Here is a 19237-nt window from a genome sequence, read left to right as displayed (position 1 = left end):
ATCTCACTCTTCCGTAGTCATCAGTTTCAGGCCCTGAGACTTCGCCCACTCAAGAATGCTTTGCTCCAACCATGTCGGGATCATCAGCGCCGTCCCTATTGCCGCCCATTCGGCGTGCGATACCCGTTGGAGAAATGGCGCGCCGATGAATTCAGCTGGCATATGTGGGAAGTGGAACGGGTGGTCGCAGTGCTGGGCCACGAAGGAAGGCGTCGCTGTTGTCACGATGCGATTGGCTACGATCTTGGCGATTGCCACGGCGACGGACATGTAAGCCCCATGCAGGTCCTCCGTGCTAATGCCGGTGTACGTGCAAAGGTGCGGCTCGAAAATGTTCCAGCCGTTAAAGGAGTTAGCTATTGCGGCGGAGATGTTTCGGACCCGCTTGCGATATTCAAGATCAGAAATGCCCATGGGGTGATTGTTACTCATCGCGAATGCCCTATGAAAATCATGGACGCATCGTCACCCTGGAGCCGCCGTGCCAGAACCCTAAAACACGAAAATTTCAGTGCTGAAAACTGTAGGAACATCATCCCGCCCATTGCGATTGGTTCCCGAACAGCCGATTTCGATTCACACGCACGCATCTAACTCGTCACTTCCTATGTTTGGCTCGGAAAGCCGACCCACAGATGAACAACCAGCTTTACCGGTAAAAAACCGGAATGCCTGTTACGAGACAATCCTGAGTTTTGGGGGCGAAGTACCTGCAGGACTACCTGGCCCACTCAGTCCAGGATTCGGCAGGAAGGTTGTCGAAATTGGCCTGCAAGAGAAACTCACTCCACGGAATCTGCCCTCTGAGGAAGCGCTGGGCGCTCTCAAGCGTCTGTTCGTCGACGCAATATCCGGATTGCAGGAGGTCAGCGCGTACCAGCTCCAGCGGAGCCCGGTTGGCGCGAAGGAATGTTTTGGCGGTGGGCCTGGTTGGGTTGGATTGCATTTGCACGAGAGCTGGACTCAATAGCCGTTTGATGTCCCATTTTCAGACCAGGTTGAGGAGGGTGCCACCCAAAACGCACCTTAGAAATTCAGCGCATGCGAGTTCGTTGGTTGATTCCAGCTTTCCATGAATAGCCAGTTTTTCGAGGCGCCTGGTATCACAAGCTTTCAGCCGTGGGCTCTCGCACTTTACGGGGGATTGCCTTCGGTAACTCGCCTGCAACGCTGGCTCCAGACCCGGCCTGAGACCTGGCCATTCTCAAAGATCGGATCTCTTCAGCTTGCTGGTTGCAAATGTTGGCCAGCCGCGATTGCTCACGCAGAGCGGCGTTGATCGAGTTCTTCACCTTGTCCGGATCAACGATTCTGGCCATCACCCGAACCAGTAGCCACGTTTCACGATTGCGATCGCGAGTGTGTTGCCAGGGTGCTGCGACAGCCTCGAAAGTTCCGCAGTTGCGCGAAAGGGCGACCGGGCCGCGCTTGGCGATCACCTTACCGCGGGCCGTGACCCAAAGCAGTCCCCAGCGCTCCGGGACCTCGTCGGGCTGAATCAGCCCCTCGGGGCACATGTAGTACCGATAGAGCCCCATGCCTTCGCCGTCGGCCCGGTGCGGCTTCTTGGCGTCGGCGAGGAAGTCGTTGCGCGAGACCTTCACCTCCACCACGACTGTATCTGTTTCGCGAGTGGCGGCACGAAAGCCGATGCTGTCCGGTATTTCGCCGCCCCAGCCGGACCGGCACTCTGAAAGGGCGACGTGACAACCGTGTCCGCCCTGACTATTGGGGCGTAGCAGCCATTTCTTGGAAATTTCGCAAAGTTCAGAATGAGTCATGATGCCCTTGAGATTGCCGTTGGTTGGGGCGGGCCAAGGCTGCGGTGCGCAAGCAGTCAAAGCCCTCAGCATTTGCAATCCAATTTTCGGGCTTGGGCGAGTGTGCATGCCAGTCAAAATCGTGCCGGAAATTCCACGAGAGGAGGGCCAACGCCATCATGCGGTGACGGCGCCGGCCGGGGGACGAAACTTACGCTGCGTCAGTTGCTGAGACCTTTACCCACTTGCCGTTGACGGTGTCGTAGCCGTGCTTGATGAGCATGGTACGACCTATGCGGGTGACCAACAGGTAACCGTCGTCCTCGATCCCTTGCAGCTCGGCAGTCAGCCCGGCGCTGTAGAACGCCTGCAGGGCCATGTCAGAAGTTGGCAACTGCTTAGCCAGGGCTACGAATTGCTCGAAGTACACGCCGTGCTTGTCCAGCGTCACGGTCGCGGTGTGGATGTCGAGTTCATCGACAATGCGCTGTTCGAGGTCCTTTTGTGCCATGTAACCAAGCCCTTCGATTCCCAGCATACGCTCGGTATGTTCAGAGGTGCTGTGCATGAACCAGGTGCCCTCAGGCGTGGTGTGGGCTGTCACGAAGAACACGCCGTGCCGGTTGGTGATCAGGCAGGCAAAGAGCTCTCCATCCAGCCCATAGAAGCGAATGCCGGCATTCAGGCGCTTGTAGAAGCCGCTGACGCTGGAGTCAGCTTTGGTATCGGTTTCAGCGATGACTTTTGCTGCTGGAATCCACTTCTTGCCGGGGGTGATGATGACGTGGGACATGCTGTGCTCCTGATTGGTTGATGAGTCCATTAGAAGACCGGTCAACCTGTGCCAGAAGCAGCGGGAAGGTTTTTTTCGATATCGCCGTGGGCTGGCGCTTGGATCTACCGGGGGTGTTCAGCGGCAGCCCGGGGGGGCGAAAGGCTGGCGCGGCGCGATGCAACACTCCGATCAGTACTGCGTTGTTGCCTTTTCAATCCCGGGCAACGGCCCGTTACAGCCCATGCACAGGCCCTGGTTGTGTTCGTTCAGTGCCGCCACGCTCTCGGCACCGTAGCAGCACTGACACTTCGTGCACCGGACAAACTCGCCAGCCAGCGGGCCGCCAGTAAACGCATCAAGGACTGACTCGTTTGCTGGCTTGAACGCGATTGATTTTGTGGTCATTGATTTCCAATCCTCGATGGTCAGTGTGCAGCCTGGTTGGTGCTGTCATAGGGAGTTTTGGCGTTCGGACTGAGTCCGCGTGCGCGGCGGTATTGGTCCGCCATGTTGGACCTGCGCATATCGGAAAGCTTCGAGTGCGCTTTTTCGTAGGCAGGATTAACGCTGCCAGTTGTGGCATAGGCTTCGCGGACTTTCTTGGCCTGGGCTGCTTCGGCGTGGATCATCGAGTGTCCCTTTGAGTTTGGATATTGCCGCAGCGTTGGCGGCAAGTTAGGGGATCGTGAGCCCGAAAGGATTGTGCCACCAGCGGTGGGGGAAATTTCGGGCTCCTTCTCGCTTTAGAGTCGATCAGTCCTGTTCATCGAACACACTTTCATCAACGTCATCGTCCAGTTCGTTGTAATCGATCTTGTTGATCATGCTGAGATCCTTAAGTTTGGTTGCGTTGACAGATGGGTCTATTGTAAATGCGGAATGGTGTACAAAGTACAAGATTCACTCAATCCAACCGACTTTCGTATTTCCAAAGATTGGATTCCAAATTCGCACTGACTTCCATTGAGCTGCCGACACGGTCCAGATAACCCTAGGGCTAACATGCCGCAACTTGTTCCACCCGGGTCTCTAATCGCGCGCTTTGGCCGATCCTCAATCCCGCGCCCGGAACACCTTGAATGGCCTCGCTTTTTCCCCGTGAATTTCTAGACCTCATTTTGGCTACGCGACACCTAAAGTTTGCGATAGCGTTCTGCTCTGAGCGAACGCCTTTGAGGCTCATTGGTGGGCGCTTAAACCAATATTGGATGAGCAATCAATGAACAGACCTAGCACTGATTATTTGGCATCGCCGGAATCGGAACCTGCGTTCTTCGTCGTCACGAGTCGTGATCCGGTGTACACCGCTGGCGCTATTCCAACGTCTGATTTGATTCGCATGGGTTATGGAGTCGATGAACCCTTGCGCCACGGTGATCAAGGTCTCTACCTCGGCGGTAATTTGTGCGGGCACCTGTTCCTTGATCGGGACCAACTGCTGGAGTACGTGGCGGCGTATACCCCAAGTGCAACTCAGATCCCATGTGAGTTTCTCGCGTGGGGGATCTTGTGATCGTATGTAAAAGCAGGGTTTGAAGTTGGTGAAAAATCGAGATCGTGCGGTGGTGGCACGTTTAAGGCGGCTCAATGATGGATTCCGCTTCAACGCCATGGCCTGGGCTCAACGATGAAGCCTACGACTACATCAATCATTAGGGATACAGGATTCAAATGATCAACAACGACACGTTCCAACGGATCGGTAGTAATCACCAACTGACCTCTTCCACGTTCAACCTCCTGCTTGGCGCTACATTGTTATGGGGGTTCGCGCTCAACTGGTGGATGGTCGCCACCATCCCCGCCGAGGTCGTGAAAGCGATCAACCCGATCGCCTTCATCATCGGGTACCTCGTTTCCGCGTTCGCCGGTTGCTGGTTGATGTTCGCTTCGAATAAACCTGCTTTGAGCTTCCTGGGTTACAACTTGATCGTTGTCCCGATCGGCCTCGTGCTGGTGATGGCCCTGCCAGGCTTTGCACACGAGCATATCGTCGCCGCCGTGCGGACTACGGTTCTGCTCACCGTGGCCATGATGGTGCTGGGAACAATCTTTCCGCGCTTCTTCCAGCGTATTGAAGGCGCACTCTTCTGGGCGCTCCTTATCTCCATCGTGGTGGAACTGGTTCAGACCCTGGTATTCAAGGTGAAGCTCGGTGTCATGGACTGGATCGTGGCGGCCATTTTCTGCGGTTACATCGGTGTGGATTGGGGGCGGGCAAACAACATCGAGCGCACCGTTGATAATGCAATCGACAGCGCTGGCGCTTTGTACCTCGACATCATCAACTTGTTCATCCGCGTGTTGCAGATCATCTCGCGCGCCAAGGACTAAATCTTACTCGCTACGTACTCAGCCTCGCATTTTGCGGGGCTGAGTACGTAGAAGGAATCGAAGAGACTTAGAGCGTTGCGATAATGCAAATATTCGAGACAGATGAGGCGTTACTCCAGTCCCTAGCACAGGAAACCGCGTTCGGGGTGTCCAAGCTGCAGCGTCTCGCTTTTTGGGGCTACAACCGCGCGGCGAGAAAAATTGACGAGTGGCTTAAAGACGGCAAGATCCGACAAGTAGAGAGTTTGCCGTACCGATTTGTGGTTTGCGCAGATCCTAGGCCAGAAGCGATAGCGGATTGTCAGAGGACATCAAAGGCCCCCATAAAAGCAGGCGGAGGAGCATTTCCATGAACGGCGAGTTTTCCCTACCTTCATGCTCGTCTTGCGAATCTACTGCTATGGAACATCGTTGTTTTTCTCACGCTCCCGGTACAAAGATTTTCAATCGAAACGGATGGTATTGCGGTGCCTGCGGGGCTGGCCCCCAGCACCTGGTACCAGCTGGATCGGGTGGCACTGAACGCGGTGCTGCAGTTGATTCAAAGGCAATCTAATTTCACGAATATCTGACGATTAATACAGGGCAGCGATGACGATCGATGACGAAATACAAGAGGTGCTTGCCTCACCTGGAACGAGCAACTGGCTTCGCCAGGCCCTGGAGCAGGCGTTAGATCTCGATTGTGTCGACGCAGCCAATGACGCCGAGTATCTGAGCGATCTTCTGGACCGCCGATGCCAGCCTGTAGGGCCTCCAATCACCACGTCTCTCCGCATCCAAGACAGAAGGTAACAATCGATGGAACACAATTTTGCCAGCAGGACACTTGTCTCCGTCGTCCTGGTGCTGCTGACTGGCTGCACGTCGCCGGCGGGAACGCAGACTACGCAACAACAAATCAATGACGCACTCAAGCGCGCCCCGCATGGGTCTGTTGAGTTGACCGTAGATTACTGCACCCCTCACAAAGCGGCTGATCAGCGAAAGCAGGTCGTTGAAATGGGGCAAAGGGCGGTTTTTATCCCTACAGCTTCGGCACCTTACGAAATGAAGGTTATACCTGTTCAGTCCTCAACAGGCGATCTGGTCCTTTCCCTGAGTTCTAAATGGATCGAACGAGTCCAATCCTCCAACGGGGGGTTTAACACTGATGTGATCTACAGCTCAACGGTGCTGGTGAAGAACGGTGTAGCGAGTCAGCCAATCACCTTCAAGGTCAGTGATGCTGAGGCGTGCCTAACACTTACTGCCAACACACGCCTTGCCGTGAGTTCCGCAAATTCAGTTGAATCAGTTCATCAGGCGGCAAACGGTCAATAGGGCCGCACCGCGATATTCTGTGACAGAGGGGAAGGGAATGTCTGAATGGCGGGGTAAAGTGGAAACAGCGTTGCGCAAACTCAAGTACTCGAGGCAGCGCAAGCGTCAACTGGCTCTATTCTGGTCTTCGGGGGCCTATGGCTGGATCTGGAGCAATCTCTTAGGCCGCCGATCTGCCCTGGACATCTTTGAGGAACAGGCAATTGCTATCGAGTGGCGTATCATGCGCATCGAAGACCGTTACTGGCGCTACTGGAGTTCTCTCAACGTTCTTCAAGCCTGATTCAACGTCTTGCCCAATAAACGTAACGAAAACCGGGTGAGTCCCGGCGCGGGTTTTATTCCATGTCCGGTACGACAGTTCTCAACCTCAATGACCTCTGTGAACTTCTGAGGCGCGCTCTGGAGGCCGACGGGCAAACCACGACGGCAGAGGCATTGCTGGCGCTATTGAAGGCCTGCTTGGTCCAGAAGCAGCTCGCCAACAAGGTGAACGTGCTGGATGCCGGGATAGAGGTTTGCGATCTCTGTGTCTTGTACCCGGTTTATGCCAACTGGGTGACCAACGTCGGTGATCAATTGGGGTACCAGTGTCAGGACGAAAAGCAGGCGGGAGAGTGGTGTCGCGAGATGCCAAACACGCTGCAGGTGTTCAGCACACTCCGTCGCCTGGTCATGGCCAGGCTCGAAGCAATGGAGCGTGAGGATGCGGCCAAAACCGGTTTTGACATGGTCGATGTCGTTGAGCGGTCAGTGCTGACCGGCGAGCCGTTTGAGCAATCAAAGGCTCGCCTTCATGCGAAAGGGGTAGGCCTGAAACCTGTGGACTGAAGCTGCCAGGCTGCCGATAGACCTCTTGGGTGTCAGGACACGCTTTCGTCGCGGTCAAGCGAGTTACCCGCCAGCGGGACGGGGCGCAGCGTTTGAAGCATGACATGGCCGTCAGTGATTCGGCGGATGATGTCGCGCAGCTGCTCGATCGAAGCGTCAGCGTGGAACTCGACATCTACATCTGGAAGGCCGGTACCGTCCTTGTTCACGGTGCTGTTGAGACGAACACCGGCGTCCTGCACTGCTTTGAAAAATCCCTCGGCATCCTCTGCACATTCAGCGCGCATTGAGAAGACTTGACCAGCCCGTTGATTCATCGGGTTCGCCGTCAGTTCGCCGACAGGCATGAAGACGACTTGGCCGGCCCGTTGATTCGCAGGGTTCACCGTTAGATCGGCGACTGGTATGGCTGCATGGTTTTCGAGCTTGCGCACGATGACAAACCCCGTGTCTATCTGGGTTGGCGCATCAATGGTGGTGACCGTTACCCCTCCTTCGGATGCGTCGATACGGAAGAAGGAGCCCTCGCCGTCATAGGCCACCAGGTTACCACCGGCGGTAAGAATCGCTTCAGCGCGACGGTGACCGCTAACCACTTCCAGGCCTGCTGCTTTGAGATTTTCTTGAACGTTCATAGGGTCCTTCCGGATTGTTCGGATGCGTGAACCACATCCGTTGATTTGGGACGGGCTCATTTTCTGCCGCGGGCGTGCGTGCCACTACCCCCATGAATAAGGCGGCAGGGCGGGCAGGCGGGATTCTATCCCTGAGAGTGCATGGTTCAAAGGAACGTTCGCGCTGGCGCTGGCGGTGGAGTCAAACCAATGATCCCCCCCCCCCAGCTTCGCAACTGAACTGCCCTGCAGCAGTGATGGGTCGCTCAATATCCAGTAACGGGCCTACTCCTCGGCATCAGCAGGTTCGAATTCAGGAATAAACAGTAAGCCCCACCCGGAGTCATCCACCTCATCGCGCTGAACGTTCCAGGCAGTTTGCGGATCGTCCGGGTCTATGTTGCCTGAGAGAATAACGGCGAACGTGCAAGCCAGGATTTTTTCCCCGTCGGCAAGCTCCTCACGGCTTTTACTCAGCCCGATTTCGGCAAGCGCCTCGACGTTGTCGTTCAACTCAAGCATCCGGCCGGGACTATCACACGCCTCGCTGACCAGGATGTCTTTCCAGGACTCATCCTCCAGCGAATACCGGACACCGATGCAGCAATAGTCATTGCCGCTGATTGCCTTGTGTTGCGGGTATTGCCAGAGGATGAAAAAGAACTGGCACTCCTCATCCCAGGCGGATTCCTGAATAAAATCCCCAAGGCAGGCTTTCATCATGAGCTGAACAGAAGGATCGTCGTCGGTTTCAGGAGTCCGAGTCATAGAGCCAAGGTAAACCGGTATTCGGCCCACTATCTCGTCGATCAGGTCAAAAGATGGCTCCCCTATATTTGCATCCTTGTCAAAGCTCGGGATGTCAACGTCCCAGCCAATGTAGGTGAGGCAGTTAACCCATCCTCTCAGATTGGCATCACCGCACATGCGGGCGGTGGTGAGCATTCGTATAGGGCTGGGAAGGGTGTCATGAGTGGTGTCCAGTGCTTCTTCGAGGCGTTCATTTTCGGCCTCGGCTTCCATAGCCAGGGCGTCGTCCATCGTAAAAGCCTTGAAGGGGTAGTTCGCCGACGGCGAGAGTCGCGAGATGATGAACATCGCTATGGCCGGCCGAATGTTTTGTAGGCACACCAATACGTGCAGATAGCCCACAAAACGTTCATCGGAACCCTCTTTTCCTATCGACTCGTCACAGGGTGTCGGCGGCATGGATTCGATTGCAAATACCATGATATCCCAGGAACCGAAGCCACAAAGGAGTGCCAGGACGCTGGACGATTCCTCCTTTTCGATCTTCATGGACAGCGAGTAGGCGTCGACCCACTCGCGGGCGCGGTCCACCGACTTCAAAACGAAGGGTTCATTTCCCATGTCGCACCCCGGAATGATCAGTCCAGAAATGGTTCGGTTTACTCCACGATGCCCGCGGCGGCAACAAAAATAGTGAGTAATCATCAGGCCAGTCGCGGCTATAGGCGCACTCACTTGGCTGGCTTCTTGGAAGGTTGGTTTGTTGGGAGATTAGCGTGAAACGGACATTGCACCCCAAGGTATGCTGTCCGGAAATTGCCGGGCAGGGGAATCAGTACTCAACAATGAACTGCCCGTGAACTGAAAGGAACACTGCCTTGTAGTCGCGACCGGCCTTGTTCTTCCACTGGCAGCGGCCGGTGCGCTTCATTTCCGCGACGATTCTTTCAGGATCACCCTGGATGCAATTCGCGTCCCTGGATTTCAGCCACCGAAGAAACTGCTCTTCTTCCATCTTCGATGTTGCTCCAATGGGTGGCTGGGCTGGGCTGGGCTGGGCTGGTTGCGAGCGGGGCGGGCACGAGCCCGGGCTGCAGGCCTAGGGCAGTGACTTATCGCGTTGGTGCTTTACGGGGGGCTTTTACACGGCGGATCAGCAGTGGCGCTTCGACAGCCAAGAGCCAGGCGGCCAACGTGTAGACCCCAACAGGTGCCGGGGCAAACAGCGTCACGGCCAAAAGTAGGGTAAAGAGCAGGCCAAAACAACCAAACACCAGGTTCGGGTTCAGAATCCGGTTGGCCCCTGGCATTTCCGATCGCGCTTTGAGCGAGCCGTACATCAGCAGGAATTCAGGGATACCAAGAACCCCGAAAGTCAGCAGGAAGAGGCCCGGGAAGTAAGGTGTTTCCCTGAAGTAAAGCAGCGCGGCAAAGCAGAAAAGCGACGCAGAGAAAAGCGTCAATCGAAAAAGGCTGCCCATCTGACTACTCCATGATTGATCAATGGGCGGCAGTTTATGTGCTGCCGCGCGGTGCTGCTATCGCAATTGGGGTGGGGAATTCTGGCGCAGGCTCGAATGCGTACGCCTCATTTTTGACCGTACGCTGCCTCCCACTGCTCCCAGGCCTCAGGCTGTGTCTTCATAGGGTGAGCTTCAATTCGAGCAAGCAAATGCTCAGTAGGGCATTTGGCTTTCCAATATTGAGTTCCAACCCGTACCAGAACGGGCTCTTTGGCGCACTTTGGGCAGGGTGTCCGTTGAACGGCCATCGTCATCTTCCTTCGTCTGTTTGATCGCCGGGGATTCCAGTTGGAATCCCACGTCTGATCGATGCCTGGCATTATATGAGTCGCCCGGGGGTGCCACTATCCAAAGTGGGGCGGGGAAGATCGCGCGACATAACTCGTCGCCAAACTCGGGGCACAAAAAAAGCCGCCGGTGAGGGCAGCTCTTTGGACGATCAGCAGCGCGTTAGCCGGCCAGGCGACCAACAGGCTCAAACTCGCGGCCTTTGGACAGTGCTACGTCCAGAAAACGGCTGCGTTTGTCAGAGCGCTTGGCCAGTGCGGCGCGGGCTTCAGTTTGGAAGCGGGCGGCCATCATTGGCTTTGGTTCGTGCTTAGGCTTGTGCATAGACACCTCACGGGTCTCGAAATTTGGTTGGATAGTATTACTGCTCAACAGCAATGACAAGCCGGCCCGTCGGGTCGAAGGCGAAACCGAGGCTCTCATAAACCGGTATGGCACCTACTGCCGGCTCCTGGACCTCAATTTCTGTGCACCCGATCATGACAGCGTAGTTTTCAATCGCGGTTAACGCCAGCGCAGCCACGGCACCACGCAATGGGTGGGTCCTGTCTGGTTTTCCTTCAAGAATTACGATCTTGATGCAAAGTTTGCTCTTGCGAGGGGACGCGTAGCACAAGCCGCACAGCTCCTGCCCAAACCAAAGGGCGATATCGAAGCCCCGACTATCGTCCTGCTTCCATTCATGCACGTCATGCCAGGGATACAGCGTTTCTGCATCCCCCCACAAATCTGAAGCGTCCACAGCATTGTGCGTGATCGGCTCGTAACGAATTTGAGCAGTGTCAATGCCGCGATCGATGAGGTTCTGGTTCTCAAGTGCAAGTGCCTGTGCGGCGTTGCGTGCTTCAGATCGGAGGATCTGATAGCGGAACTCGTTTCCGCGTTTTTTGGACATGGCCGACCATTGATGCAATTTCGAAGGTGCGCAGGATAACGGGATTCCGGACGTTTACTAGGGGGGCATTGCCATACGTTCCTGAAGCTCGGGTTTCGTATCCTCAAGATGGCGTTGTGGTCCGTGTCTGCGAGTCACGCTTACGGTGTGGCAGAATTGGCCTATGAGTTGGGATTTCGCAAGGCGCCGTTATCCTTGAGCTTTAACACCTGACAAAACTGGCAATCGCGATAATCACGTAGCGGAGCAGCAATGAATAAGGCAGTAGCAGCATTGATTTTGTTGACCCTGGCATCCCCGTCATTTGCAGAAAATGACGTGATTTATGTCCCCGGTATGACAGCTATTCCGTTCGTCCTGAGCAGCACGGGTGACAGGCCCGCTGGCCACATCAAAAACTGGGGCTCTTTGAACAAGGAGAATGGCAACGTCAACGCCGCGGGCGATCGAGCTGTAAACATGCTTCAAGAGAAATGTGGCATTAACTTTGGTGTTGTGAAAAATTCGGCTGGCCGTATCGATCCCGAGGAAGGGACCGCAGCCATTGCCTGTATGCGGCGTGACGGTGAAACTCTGATCGAAACGATTGTGCCAGGAACTCTTGTCGATAGCACAGGGGCCCTGGGCCTCAAAAACGTTGATATTGGCACTCAAGCATTCTTTTTGGTCCAAACGTCTGCACGTATTCCATTGGTCGATGAAGAGTGCGAACCAGGAAAAATGAAGACGACTGCCGATGGCCGTCAAGCGGTGTGCGCCTACGGCAATATTTGGAAAAGCACCGAAGGGTCGTCTGAGTAATCGATCATTACTCGTTGTTCAACGGCGACGTAGACTCCGGCGCTCTCGTTCTCAAAAAACAGGCCACGTGAGACGGTAGCCTTCGTGGTCGCGATAACCGTGAAGGGTGAATTCGATAAAGGAAAAAATGGAAATCATCCTGGAACACAAGTCAGGCTACCGACTGGCCACCGAAGAGAAGCTCGTTATTGATGAGCTCGAAGCGACCAGTGCGTCATATCAAATCGCTGCCTTGTCTCAGATCTACCGGGACAGGGTCGATACCCGCCGAGCTGGTCTTGTAGTGGGCAGCATGGACTTCATCAGGGCTGCATTGCGCCAGCGCGGTATCGTCATGCCTACGCTCGAGTCGTATCCCGATGTTTTGGCTGGCCACCTGCACCGTCGGGTCTGGCGGGCCAGGCTTCGAGATGCGTTAACCGCTGCAAGGGGCGGTACCCGAGTCTTTGTAAAGCCATCAAAGCGGCCAAAGCTTTTCACTGGGTTTGTCCTCGATTACTCCAACGATCGCCGCGCGGCCGGCGCGCCGCCAAGCGAGCCTGTGTGGTGTGGTGATGTCGTCAGCTGGGCGAGTGAGTGGCGGGCGTATGTGGTGGATGGATCTGTGGGGTACATTGGTTTCTACGACGGCGACCGCGCTTGCATCCCAGATTGGGAAACGGTTACCTCGGCAGTGCGGGCGATGTCCAATGACCCGGGCGCGCCGGGGAGCTACGCGATTGATTTTGGCGTGCTCACCACGGGTGAAACGGCCCTGATTGAGGTCAATGATGCCTTCGCGGTAGGAGCCTACGACAACGTGCCAGGTGAGGTTTACCTCGCTATGCTGCAATCCCGATGGAATCAGCTAACCGCAACCGAACGTGCGTAACGGTACCTCGACAGCGGAGTGATCAATCTTGAATGGCCGGCTTTTGGGATGCGTTATCAGGCGCGCCGGTGAGCGCTGGGGTTCGCCGGAAGCACTCTGTGGGAAACCCGTACTCCGCACATGCGCAAGCACCTTCACAGCGATCTGAGCGCACCTCAGGCTTCAGCAGTCCATGGTTCACGCCATACTCCTGGATCTGCCCGCCGTCGGCGTTGCCACCCTCAAAGCAGATATCAATCATGCTGTTGGCGAACCCCCGTAAGTTATTGAGGTGGGCCAGTTGTTCCACAGCGGCGGCCAGCTCTAATTGCAGACTGTCCCGTTCATCCCGGTAGCGCTTTACTTCACTCATGCAATCACCTCGATCGGTTGTCCTCGGCCCGGGCACCTCACGTGGGGAACCTGGGTCGGTCATTTATGCCGATTGTGCCAACGACATGAACGGTAAGGCAGCCAAAATGGGGGCCAGAAAATCGCGTGAGGAAAGCGCGGCTGGCGAGGGAGCTGCTGGCGCGGGGCAGGGTGCGCCTTCTATGGGGCCTGGCGGCGATAGCGGAGTTATCGCGCCCGTCCGCATGGGGCAATGTTGATCCGCTCGCCACAGGCGAGCAGGACTTGTTCCAACTCATCGCCATTCAGTGCCAGCGGAATTGGGGTGCCCGGATAATCACCGCCAAGGGCGTACTTGCGCGTGAAAGTCACCTCCGCGCCGCCAGGTCCGAAGTAGGTGTAGATGTCACACACTGGGCCTGACCCGTGGTAGGTGCCCGGTGGGACGCTGTACAAAGGATTCTTCTGTGCCTGTTGCTCAGTCATGGATTGTTGTTCCGTGCCAGATGCCCGGATTTAGCCGGGCATTTATCAGTGGTAGGTGTGTTCCCTGGGGTAACTAGGCTTGTCAGGTGATATTTGCCTTGGCGCTCTGCCAGATATTGGTTACCGCGCTCAGTCAGGTGCTCTTCAAACTCGCTGGCGCAGACGTTCAGCAGCTCTTCAGGCGAAAACATGATGACCGCATAGCCTAAGCCGCGGAGTTGACGGGCCTTTTGACGCAGGACCACGGCTGCGTTTGCGCCGGTGGCGTCATCGTGCGCATGCTCGACTGATGCCTTAGCCCAATCCCAATAGCCCAGCGATGTGTCACCGGTGGCCACGCTCGCGCGCCAGGCGCTGCGGGTATAGAGCGGGTGTTCGTCGGTTCCGCTATAAACAGATTGCAGGCCTTGGGCAGTCAGTAGGTGATCCTGGGCGCTGTGAGTGATGGATGCAGCTGGTTGAGCAGAAGTCATTTCAGGTCGTCCTGTGGTTTGGATGCTGAAATTCTGCTTCCCAGGCCGGCGTGCCAGAACCGATACCGGCGATTGTTTTTACGGGGCTGAAATGAGATCCCAAAAGAAGGGTTGAAGGGCTTGGCCGTGGAGTGTGGCAATTAACCCTGGAAGCGGGACGTGGAACGGAAGCAAAAAAATCAGCCGTGGGCTACTGGCACAGCGCGAGCGGTCGGATGATTGCCTGACTTTAGGAGTGCCCACCGGGCTGACCTACTCCACCACACAGGACGCCGACGATGTACAAGATTGAAGACTGCATTAGCCTCACCGAACTTTCAGAGTCACTGGCTTTCATGACGCCTACGGCCAAGGGCGAAGTTGTCCCGCAGATCGATTTCGTTGAAATCCCACACATTTCCAATGATGATTTTGCAAAGCTGCACGCCTACGTCCTGAACACGATTGCCGATCTCGGCGGCGTTTCATTTCTTTCTTTGTTCAACAGCTTTGAGGGGTTTTACGACTGGCTCGACACCGTTGAGCACCACGAGCAGGAGGACACGGAAACGTCGCTTGCCGATCATCTGCCGTGGTTAGCGTTCATCTTTATTGACTTGAAGCGCGGTTACCAATATCTGGACGCCAAGCAGGTAAAGCACGGTCCTATGATTTGCGCGTCTTGTGGTGATCAAATTCTGACTGGGCAATACCGCGTGTCTGAACAGCCTGAAGCCTATGTCGTTGAGCACCGAAAATGCTGTGATCACGACCCATCATGGATGCTCGTGGATAAAGAACAGCGGGACAAAAAGGCTTACGCCGCCGAGTACGTTCAAGCGTGCAAGGCCTTCCAACTCAAATGGAACACCACCGCCCTCGATGACGAAATCGCCCGGTTCTCGTTCTGATATATCTGGGCAATTCCCAATCTTGGGACTCGACGCGTGGCTGGCGCGGCGGGTTCCGATCCTAACCGCCCCAGTTCGGAAAATATTTCAAAAACCGCTTCCGGCACGCTGTCATCGACCTGAAGATTGACTCTCGAAAGCAAATTGCAGTGCTCCATCACCAAGCACTCAACTTAAGGGCGATCAGATGGCAACGTTGATGTTTTGTGACTTCGAGGAAGCTTTGGAGGCAATCGAGATAGCGCCTTCGGAAGTAGCAATGTCCACCATCGTTGATTTGATCGACTTGCAGTTCGCTACCGGCACCTTGGACGTTACTCCGAGCAACTGGGCACACCTCGCTTCGGCATTCTCAGTGCGCCTCAACGTGCTTCGCGATCTGACGCATACCAGTGAGCTGCTTGATCACGCCAACACCACCGTGTAAGAGGGATTGAAATATGGCATTTGAAGTCGATGTGTTCCGCCGTGAGCTTCGCGAGTTGCTGGAGCGGCATGAGGTGGCGGTTGGCGTGCACCTGGAAGGCGACACCCACGGACTTGATCAGACCTTCGTGGTCATTGAAAAGAACGGGAACGGCAAAGAGCACGAGCTGGGCCCCGGTAGCTACGTGGATCAGTTCGATCTGAAGTAACTGGCTGTACCAACCACATGAGCCCCGACACTGTTCGGGGCTTTGTCTTTACGCCATTTCCTATCGCCGGATGTCAACGCCCGCCGATGGCTATAGCCCGGCTGCCGGGTACCTGGATCGTTGAAATAATCATCCAGATTGCTTCTGGCACGCCTTACCTCACCTAATTATGGCCCCAGTCTTAAATCACTGGAGCGCAATCATGGGTACTTTCACCGGCAACGTAATCAAGACCATCCGCGCTGCGAGCCGCGGCGGGGACCAGTTGGGGCCATGCGAAGAGTGCGGCAAACCGATGTCGGAAGCCTTCATTGCTCAAGCAATGCGGGTTTACAAGCGCGACAACGGCGAGGCTTATACTGGTCCTCTCACCGGTGGCACCTATGGCCATGCTTCGTGTTTGGAGCTTTTCGGTCCGTTCACCACCCTTGCGGAATGGGTAAAAAAACCGATCCTGACATCACCCGAAGAGTATGCCGATCTGATTCGCAAGATTGATGCAGCTCTGGCCAACAGCGAAACCGCCGACGCTACCCCTTCAATTCCCAAGCCGGTCATTGACGTCGAGCAGCTGCAAGATTTTGTTTGCACCCACGGATACGGCGAGGCCACGCCCGAAGGTATTCAGTTGGGCGAATCGCTGATCGGTACCGGCGACGACATAGCGACCGCTGCCGCTGAAATCGTGGCCCGTGGCTTGACCGTCGGTACAGAAGAAGAGGTTGAGTGAACATGGCTTTAAAACCGATCACGGACCACCAATACATCAATCACCCCAATGGCTTTGCCTGCCCATGGTGTGGGAGCCAAAACGTTACGTTCTCTGGCACTGACCTGACCTTTCACGGCGACTCCATCGGCCAGGCTAGCTCGTGCGATGAGTGCGACAAAAAGTGGGAAAGCATTTTCACACTAAGTGGCTACGACGGGTAATCAGATCGGCAGCCCCCTGAGCCAAGATACGGTGAAGGGCTCAGGTTCAGAAATTTCTCTAGGCAGGGGTTATGGCACACGCAGAACGGCCTGATTGTAGACATGCGTTTCCAGTTACCCGTGAGACGTTGGGCCATTACCGAAACAGAGGAAAGCACGCATGCACGGAATAGGCGATATGTTCAACACTCGCAGCATTGCCGAGTTGAAAACTGCGATCGGTGACCATTGGAAGAATATGCCGGCCGCGGCTACGGCATTGAAAATCATCGATGCCATTGAGGCAGAAGAAACGCCAGAAAAAAAGTGGCGCATGGCGGACATTTTGGGCTTGCTGGGTGCCCAGACAATTACCCCAGACGCAGTTGCCGCTCTTGCGATTTTGACTCAATCCGAATTTGCGGTTTTACGCGCCTGCGGTGAATTCATTGACGAAGAGAATCAACGGTACCCGCTTTCCAGCGAAGATCTCCAAAGGGTCATGACCACGGATACCGTTTTGCATCCTGTGACGCGTATCGAGGTCACTCGGGCGTCGGAGCGTGTGGTTCCGTTCTTTGAACTTGAAACCCATGTCATTTGGTAGGGAGCCAGAAAATGGAAGGAGGGATTGACGTGGCAGGGGCCAGGGAACCCGAATTAATCACCCTGTCGCGCGAGCTTATCGAGCTTGGCTACCAGCACCTGGCCCGGGCGGCGACGGCCTTCAAGGCCACCAAACCGGTTCGTGATCAATTTCGCCGTGCTTTGGCCGCGCCAGCCGGTCCGGCACTTGAGCATGAGGAATCCCTCAAGGCGGAACTTGCCTGGCGAGAGTGTTAGCCGTGAACAGTCGGCTCAGGTTGCGGCCCTGCAAAAGCAGCTAACCGAGCTCGTAACCTTGGGTTTCAACCTGGTGGGTTCTTCCGGTGCCAAGCGCAAGCAGCACACCGAGACATTTACCAATCGTCTTCATGAGTTGCAGGCCGAGCTTACGAATTCGAAGCCAGTCGACACCCACGATTAGCCCATCAACGTCCTGATAACGCATTGAGCCCACCGTCGGCGTCAATCCCAAGAGGCGGAAGCGAGGGGAAGGGGATGACGGGTAAGAAAGTGGCCCTCTCGCTTTGGGCGGTGCCGGGGACTTTGAACAGAAAAATATTTTTCTGTTTTGGGTTCTGGCACGCGTTGACCCTGACGATGATGACATCACTAAAGCAATTCACTGGGGAAGCATCAGATGAGCCACTTCAACACAGCCGAAGTCCGAACCCGTACTGGTGTGGTCGTTATGGCGACCCATCCCGCAGTAGGGCCGCTCTACTGGTTCTTCGTCAGTGAAGCGAGTGTTAACGGGCCAGACTATTACAGCCTCACCGACTGCATCGATAGTGCATATCTGCTTGATGCCGGCTGGCGCGAGGGCAAACGCAGCAGTCCATATGGTGACCACATTGCAGTTGTGCTCCGTGACTGGGAACAGGTCCGCCAGATTGGTGGCTACGACGACGATGGGCATGAATGGTCGCAGGTTGAGCTTGAGGGGCCGCTGGCCACTTTCCAGAAACGTTCCGGGCAGACGGCTGAAGAGTTCGTCGAGTGGTTGCGCTCCGCTGAATGGGTAGATATCCCTGGCCCGGCCCGCGTTGAGCGTCTGGTTGATCATGGGTACTTCTACGAATGGGAGCAGGTAGAGGGCACCGCCGAAGACTCGGTGGCCTCGGCCGCGAACTGAAAACAAGACTCAAGGAATGCGAAAATGACCACAAGAATTCAGGAGCAATTCCCTAAGACCAGCATCGGTGAAATGGTTGAAGCCATCGTCAGCGTGCGTGGGAACGGCCGTTATGGTGACTACCTGGGCTGCGACGCTCAGGGCGTTGAAACCGCTCGGGTGGATGGCATGACCTTCAAGGTGGGGCCTCAGGATGCAGAAGGTTGCATCCCAGTTCTTCACGTAGAATCCGGCGCCGCTGATCTGGCGGAGGCAGGCGAAGATTTGTGTTACGCCATAGATCGTGCCCTGAAGCGAATGGCCTGCGTGCCGATATCTACCCAACATCACTGATTTATCGACCTAAGAATCGATCAATCCCGAAGTGCAGCTTTAAAGGAATCGACAATGGCCTCGCCAAGAAAACCAGCATTAGATCAACAGTTCATCGATGACATGAGCCGCACTCGCGGAATTGAATTTGCTCGCCTGGGCATGCAGGTCGAGGTTGACGGTGAGATGGGCACGATTGTGGGGATGAATGCCAATGCGAATTTGAACGTTCAGATGGCAAACCATCTGAAATACGGCAAGACGGCCCGCGCGTATCACCCAACGTGGAAGGTGAAGTACTTCGACGAGGATGGGAAGGTAATCGCCCACTTCGACGACAGTAATTGCATCTTCCGCCCGGGGCAGCCCGTGTCGCAACTGGCGACTTGAATACCTGCCTCATCTAAACCTACGACTCAGGATCACTATGAACGGCCAACAGCGGAAGCGGAGTTTCATACAGTTATCTCAGGCTTGGTACGCAGAGGCCGCCAAGCTTCCAGGTGTTGATGAGACGTTCAACATCAATGTCGCGGTAGGGGATACCTATCAGGGGGAATTCGAGGTTACCTGGTACACAAATTCTCCTACTGGCAGTGCGGAACTGCGTGTCCTTGAGGATGGATGGCGTGCACTTTCGTTGTGCCAGGACCTCGTCGTTTTGGTCGCAAACGCGGAAAGCAGACCGTTAACCCC

32 protein-coding genes are annotated in these 19237 nt (G+C 55.6%); 17 read left to right on the top strand and 15 right to left on the bottom strand.

The features are described from left to right. Positions 1-3: 3 nt before the first annotated feature. The 5 genes from QF010_RS02185 to QF010_RS02165 form a co-directional block, all read right to left on the bottom strand. Positions 4-432: a hypothetical protein gene (locus tag QF010_RS02185; RefSeq protein WP_429380839.1), complete on the bottom strand. Its 429-nt coding sequence runs from the start codon at positions 430-432 to the stop codon at positions 4-6. 671 nt (positions 433-1103) lie between these two features. Continuing rightward, positions 1104-1889, bottom strand: coding sequence for an adenylosuccinate synthase (locus QF010_RS02180; protein ID WP_429380841.1), 786 nt, complete (start codon positions 1887-1889; stop codon positions 1104-1106). Between the two features lie 82 nt (positions 1890-1971). Next, on the bottom strand, positions 1972-2553 hold the full coding sequence (locus QF010_RS02175) for a hypothetical protein (protein WP_429380843.1): 582 nt from the start codon (positions 2551-2553) through the stop codon (positions 1972-1974). A gap of 171 nt (positions 2554-2724) precedes the next feature. Then, positions 2725-2940, bottom strand: a complete 216-nt coding sequence (locus QF010_RS02170) for a hypothetical protein (RefSeq protein ID WP_429532471.1) — start codon at positions 2938-2940, stop codon at positions 2725-2727. Between the two features lie 20 nt (positions 2941-2960). Then, positions 2961-3164 (bottom strand): hypothetical protein, encoded by a 204-nt coding sequence (locus QF010_RS02165; RefSeq protein ID WP_429380845.1) that lies wholly within the window; start codon positions 3162-3164, stop codon positions 2961-2963. A 590-nt stretch (positions 3165-3754) separates the two neighbouring features. Here QF010_RS02165 and QF010_RS02160 point away from each other — a divergent pair. From QF010_RS02160 to QF010_RS02140, 5 genes are all read left to right on the top strand, one after another. Then, positions 3755-4048 carry a hypothetical protein gene (locus tag QF010_RS02160; RefSeq protein WP_429380847.1) on the top strand — a complete coding sequence of 98 codons (294 nt, stop codon included), beginning with the start codon at positions 3755-3757 and terminating at the stop codon, positions 4046-4048. A 158-nt stretch (positions 4049-4206) separates the two neighbouring features. Next, positions 4207-4869 (top strand): Bax inhibitor-1 family protein, encoded by a 663-nt coding sequence (locus QF010_RS02155; protein WP_429380849.1) that lies wholly within the window; start codon positions 4207-4209, stop codon positions 4867-4869. A gap of 801 nt (positions 4870-5670) precedes the next feature. Continuing rightward, entirely contained in the window at positions 5671-6192 is a 522-nt protein-coding gene (locus QF010_RS02150; RefSeq protein WP_429380851.1) for a hypothetical protein, read from the top strand. Between the two features lie 37 nt (positions 6193-6229). Continuing rightward, positions 6230-6475, top strand: coding sequence for a hypothetical protein (locus tag QF010_RS02145; protein WP_429380853.1), 246 nt, complete (start codon positions 6230-6232; stop codon positions 6473-6475). Between the two features lie 62 nt (positions 6476-6537). Continuing rightward, on the top strand, positions 6538-7023 hold the full coding sequence (locus tag QF010_RS02140; RefSeq protein WP_429380855.1) for a hypothetical protein: 486 nt from the start codon (positions 6538-6540) through the stop codon (positions 7021-7023). 32 nt (positions 7024-7055) lie between these two features. On the opposite strand, the gene QF010_RS02135 is transcribed toward QF010_RS02140, so the two are convergent. The 6 genes from QF010_RS02135 to QF010_RS02110 form a co-directional block, all read right to left on the bottom strand. After that, the gene (locus QF010_RS02135) at positions 7056-7658 is read right to left on the bottom strand and encodes a hypothetical protein (RefSeq protein ID WP_429380857.1); all 603 of its coding nucleotides are present in this window, start codon (positions 7656-7658) and stop codon (positions 7056-7058) included. A 264-nt stretch (positions 7659-7922) separates the two neighbouring features. Further along, entirely contained in the window at positions 7923-9008 is a 1086-nt protein-coding gene (locus tag QF010_RS02130; RefSeq protein ID WP_429380859.1) for a hypothetical protein, read from the bottom strand. 211 nt (positions 9009-9219) lie between these two features. Further along, on the bottom strand, positions 9220-9402 hold the full coding sequence (locus QF010_RS02125; protein WP_429380861.1) for a hypothetical protein: 183 nt from the start codon (positions 9400-9402) through the stop codon (positions 9220-9222). A 97-nt stretch (positions 9403-9499) separates the two neighbouring features. Then, entirely contained in the window at positions 9500-9868 is a 369-nt protein-coding gene (locus QF010_RS02120) for a hypothetical protein (protein WP_429380863.1), read from the bottom strand. Positions 9869-10360: 492 nt separating this feature from the next. Then, positions 10361-10522 carry a hypothetical protein gene (locus QF010_RS02115; protein WP_429380865.1) on the bottom strand — a complete coding sequence of 54 codons (162 nt, stop codon included), beginning with the start codon at positions 10520-10522 and terminating at the stop codon, positions 10361-10363. A gap of 37 nt (positions 10523-10559) precedes the next feature. Continuing rightward, positions 10560-11093, bottom strand: a complete 534-nt coding sequence (locus QF010_RS02110) for an N-acetyltransferase (RefSeq protein WP_429380867.1) — start codon at positions 11091-11093, stop codon at positions 10560-10562. Positions 11094-11345: 252 nt separating this feature from the next. Here QF010_RS02110 and QF010_RS02105 point away from each other — a divergent pair, with 252 nt between their 5' ends. Continuing rightward, positions 11346-11894, top strand: coding sequence for a hypothetical protein (locus QF010_RS02105; protein WP_429380869.1), 549 nt, complete (start codon positions 11346-11348; stop codon positions 11892-11894). Positions 11895-12021: 127 nt separating this feature from the next. After that, a complete protein-coding gene (locus tag QF010_RS02100) occupies positions 12022-12765 on the top strand; it encodes an ATP-grasp domain-containing protein (RefSeq protein WP_429380871.1) in 744 nt (247 codons plus the stop codon). A gap of 22 nt (positions 12766-12787) precedes the next feature. Here the strand turns inward: QF010_RS02100 and QF010_RS02095 are convergent, their stop codons facing one another. The 3 genes from QF010_RS02095 to QF010_RS02085 all read right to left on the bottom strand — a co-directional run bounded on the left by QF010_RS02095 (position 12788) and on the right by QF010_RS02085 (position 14054). Further along, positions 12788-13117 (bottom strand): hypothetical protein, encoded by a 330-nt coding sequence (locus QF010_RS02095; RefSeq protein WP_429380873.1) that lies wholly within the window; start codon positions 13115-13117, stop codon positions 12788-12790. 206 nt (positions 13118-13323) lie between these two features. Next, entirely contained in the window at positions 13324-13581 is a 258-nt protein-coding gene (locus tag QF010_RS02090) for a hypothetical protein (RefSeq protein ID WP_429380875.1), read from the bottom strand. After that, positions 13578-14054 (bottom strand): hypothetical protein, encoded by a 477-nt coding sequence (locus tag QF010_RS02085; protein ID WP_429380877.1) that lies wholly within the window; start codon positions 14052-14054, stop codon positions 13578-13580. The genes QF010_RS02090 and QF010_RS02085 overlap by 4 nt, the downstream gene beginning before the upstream one ends. Positions 14055-14332: 278 nt before the next feature. Between QF010_RS02085 and QF010_RS02080 the strand changes: the two genes are divergently transcribed. The 6 genes from QF010_RS02080 (at position 14333) to QF010_RS02055 (ending at position 17334) form a co-directional block, all read left to right on the top strand. After that, on the top strand, positions 14333-14944 hold the full coding sequence (locus QF010_RS02080; protein ID WP_429380879.1) for a hypothetical protein: 612 nt from the start codon (positions 14333-14335) through the stop codon (positions 14942-14944). Positions 14945-15203: 259 nt separating this feature from the next. After that, entirely contained in the window at positions 15204-15371 is a 168-nt protein-coding gene (locus QF010_RS02075; protein ID WP_429532470.1) for a hypothetical protein, read from the top strand. A gap of 13 nt (positions 15372-15384) precedes the next feature. Next, complete coding sequence (locus QF010_RS02070) at positions 15385-15579, top strand: hypothetical protein (RefSeq protein WP_277538616.1); 195 nt, start codon at positions 15385-15387, stop codon at positions 15577-15579. Between the two features lie 202 nt (positions 15580-15781). Beyond that, positions 15782-16309 (top strand): hypothetical protein, encoded by a 528-nt coding sequence (locus tag QF010_RS02065; protein WP_429380883.1) that lies wholly within the window; start codon positions 15782-15784, stop codon positions 16307-16309. A gap of 381 nt (positions 16310-16690) precedes the next feature. After that, the gene (locus QF010_RS02060; RefSeq protein ID WP_429380885.1) at positions 16691-17098 is read left to right on the top strand and encodes a hypothetical protein; all 408 of its coding nucleotides are present in this window, start codon (positions 16691-16693) and stop codon (positions 17096-17098) included. Positions 17099-17109: 11 nt separating this feature from the next. Further along, positions 17110-17334 carry a hypothetical protein gene (locus QF010_RS02055; RefSeq protein ID WP_429380887.1) on the top strand — a complete coding sequence of 75 codons (225 nt, stop codon included), beginning with the start codon at positions 17110-17112 and terminating at the stop codon, positions 17332-17334. 40 nt (positions 17335-17374) lie between these two features. Here QF010_RS02055 and QF010_RS02050 read toward each other — a convergent pair whose 3' ends face one another. After that, the gene (locus QF010_RS02050; RefSeq protein WP_429380889.1) at positions 17375-17542 is read right to left on the bottom strand and encodes a hypothetical protein; all 168 of its coding nucleotides are present in this window, start codon (positions 17540-17542) and stop codon (positions 17375-17377) included. Positions 17543-17785: 243 nt separating this feature from the next. Between QF010_RS02050 and QF010_RS02045 the strand changes: the two genes are divergently transcribed. From QF010_RS02045 to QF010_RS02030, 4 genes are all read left to right on the top strand, one after another. Further along, positions 17786-18229, top strand: coding sequence for a hypothetical protein (locus QF010_RS02045; protein WP_429532469.1), 444 nt, complete (start codon positions 17786-17788; stop codon positions 18227-18229). 24 nt (positions 18230-18253) lie between these two features. Then, positions 18254-18562 (top strand): hypothetical protein, encoded by a 309-nt coding sequence (locus QF010_RS02040; protein WP_429380893.1) that lies wholly within the window; start codon positions 18254-18256, stop codon positions 18560-18562. Positions 18563-18616: 54 nt separating this feature from the next. Then, on the top strand, positions 18617-18931 hold the full coding sequence (locus tag QF010_RS02035) for a hypothetical protein (protein WP_429380895.1): 315 nt from the start codon (positions 18617-18619) through the stop codon (positions 18929-18931). A 37-nt stretch (positions 18932-18968) separates the two neighbouring features. Beyond that, a partial coding sequence (locus QF010_RS02030; protein WP_429532468.1) for a hypothetical protein occupies positions 18969-19237 on the top strand: 269 nt, incomplete at its 3' end.

The organism is Pseudomonas silensiensis (genome assembly GCF_050434865.1).
GTDB classification, from domain to species: domain Bacteria; phylum Pseudomonadota; class Gammaproteobacteria; order Pseudomonadales; family Pseudomonadaceae; genus Aquipseudomonas; species Aquipseudomonas fluorescens_W.
This window is presented reverse-complemented; position numbering and strand designations above follow the sequence as displayed.

What these genes read in the sequence shown, in the direction of transcription:
- QF010_RS02065 (WP_429380883.1), top strand. Translation starts at nt 15,782, where the DNA reads ATGGGTACTTTCACCGGCAACGTAATCAAGACCATCCGCGCTGCGAGC.
- QF010_RS02150 (WP_429380851.1), top strand. Translation starts at nt 5,671, where the DNA reads ATGGAACACAATTTTGCCAGCAGGACACTTGTCTCCGTCGTCCTGGTG.
- QF010_RS02070 (WP_277538616.1), top strand. Translation starts at nt 15,385, where the DNA reads ATGGCATTTGAAGTCGATGTGTTCCGCCGTGAGCTTCGCGAGTTGCTG.
- QF010_RS02160 (WP_429380847.1), top strand. Translation starts at nt 3,755, where the DNA reads ATGAACAGACCTAGCACTGATTATTTGGCATCGCCGGAATCGGAACCT.
- QF010_RS02090 (WP_429380875.1), bottom strand. Translation starts at nt 13,581, where the DNA reads ATGACTGAGCAACAGGCACAGAAGAATCCTTTGTACAGCGTCCCACCG.
- QF010_RS02155 (WP_429380849.1), top strand. Translation starts at nt 4,207, where the DNA reads ATGATCAACAACGACACGTTCCAACGGATCGGTAGTAATCACCAACTG.
- QF010_RS02085 (WP_429380877.1), bottom strand. Translation starts at nt 14,054, where the DNA reads ATGACTTCTGCTCAACCAGCTGCATCCATCACTCACAGCGCCCAGGAT.
- QF010_RS02170 (WP_429532471.1), bottom strand. Translation starts at nt 2,940, where the DNA reads ATGACCACAAAATCAATCGCGTTCAAGCCAGCAAACGAGTCAGTCCTT.
- QF010_RS02080 (WP_429380879.1), top strand. Translation starts at nt 14,333, where the DNA reads ATGTACAAGATTGAAGACTGCATTAGCCTCACCGAACTTTCAGAGTCA.
- QF010_RS02035 (WP_429380895.1), top strand. Translation starts at nt 18,617, where the DNA reads ATGGCCTCGCCAAGAAAACCAGCATTAGATCAACAGTTCATCGATGAC.
- QF010_RS02115 (WP_429380865.1), bottom strand. Translation starts at nt 10,522, where the DNA reads ATGCACAAGCCTAAGCACGAACCAAAGCCAATGATGGCCGCCCGCTTC.
- QF010_RS02185 (WP_429380839.1), bottom strand. Translation starts at nt 432, where the DNA reads ATGAGTAACAATCACCCCATGGGCATTTCTGATCTTGAATATCGCAAG.
- QF010_RS02040 (WP_429380893.1), top strand. Translation starts at nt 18,254, where the DNA reads ATGACCACAAGAATTCAGGAGCAATTCCCTAAGACCAGCATCGGTGAA.
- QF010_RS02125 (WP_429380861.1), bottom strand. Translation starts at nt 9,402, where the DNA reads ATGGAAGAAGAGCAGTTTCTTCGGTGGCTGAAATCCAGGGACGCGAAT.
- QF010_RS02095 (WP_429380873.1), bottom strand. Translation starts at nt 13,117, where the DNA reads ATGAGTGAAGTAAAGCGCTACCGGGATGAACGGGACAGTCTGCAATTA.
- QF010_RS02105 (WP_429380869.1), top strand. Translation starts at nt 11,346, where the DNA reads ATGAATAAGGCAGTAGCAGCATTGATTTTGTTGACCCTGGCATCCCCG.
- QF010_RS02055 (WP_429380887.1), top strand. Translation starts at nt 17,110, where the DNA reads ATGGAAGGAGGGATTGACGTGGCAGGGGCCAGGGAACCCGAATTAATC.
- QF010_RS02140 (WP_429380855.1), top strand. Translation starts at nt 6,538, where the DNA reads ATGTCCGGTACGACAGTTCTCAACCTCAATGACCTCTGTGAACTTCTG.
- QF010_RS02075 (WP_429532470.1), top strand. Translation starts at nt 15,204, where the DNA reads ATGTCCACCATCGTTGATTTGATCGACTTGCAGTTCGCTACCGGCACC.
- QF010_RS02130 (WP_429380859.1), bottom strand. Translation starts at nt 9,008, where the DNA reads ATGGGAAATGAACCCTTCGTTTTGAAGTCGGTGGACCGCGCCCGCGAG.
- QF010_RS02110 (WP_429380867.1), bottom strand. Translation starts at nt 11,093, where the DNA reads ATGTCCAAAAAACGCGGAAACGAGTTCCGCTATCAGATCCTCCGATCT.
- QF010_RS02120 (WP_429380863.1), bottom strand. Translation starts at nt 9,868, where the DNA reads ATGGGCAGCCTTTTTCGATTGACGCTTTTCTCTGCGTCGCTTTTCTGC.
- QF010_RS02165 (WP_429380845.1), bottom strand. Translation starts at nt 3,164, where the DNA reads ATGATCCACGCCGAAGCAGCCCAGGCCAAGAAAGTCCGCGAAGCCTAT.
- QF010_RS02045 (WP_429532469.1), top strand. Translation starts at nt 17,786, where the DNA reads ATGGCGACCCATCCCGCAGTAGGGCCGCTCTACTGGTTCTTCGTCAGT.
- QF010_RS02100 (WP_429380871.1), top strand. Translation starts at nt 12,022, where the DNA reads ATGGAAATCATCCTGGAACACAAGTCAGGCTACCGACTGGCCACCGAA.
- QF010_RS02145 (WP_429380853.1), top strand. Translation starts at nt 6,230, where the DNA reads ATGTCTGAATGGCGGGGTAAAGTGGAAACAGCGTTGCGCAAACTCAAG.
- QF010_RS02180 (WP_429380841.1), bottom strand. Translation starts at nt 1,889, where the DNA reads ATGCACACTCGCCCAAGCCCGAAAATTGGATTGCAAATGCTGAGGGCT.
- QF010_RS02060 (WP_429380885.1), top strand. Translation starts at nt 16,691, where the DNA reads ATGTTCAACACTCGCAGCATTGCCGAGTTGAAAACTGCGATCGGTGAC.
- QF010_RS02135 (WP_429380857.1), bottom strand. Translation starts at nt 7,658, where the DNA reads ATGAACGTTCAAGAAAATCTCAAAGCAGCAGGCCTGGAAGTGGTTAGC.
- QF010_RS02175 (WP_429380843.1), bottom strand. Translation starts at nt 2,553, where the DNA reads ATGTCCCACGTCATCATCACCCCCGGCAAGAAGTGGATTCCAGCAGCA.
- QF010_RS02050 (WP_429380889.1), bottom strand. Translation starts at nt 17,542, where the DNA reads ATGCGTTATCAGGACGTTGATGGGCTAATCGTGGGTGTCGACTGGCTT.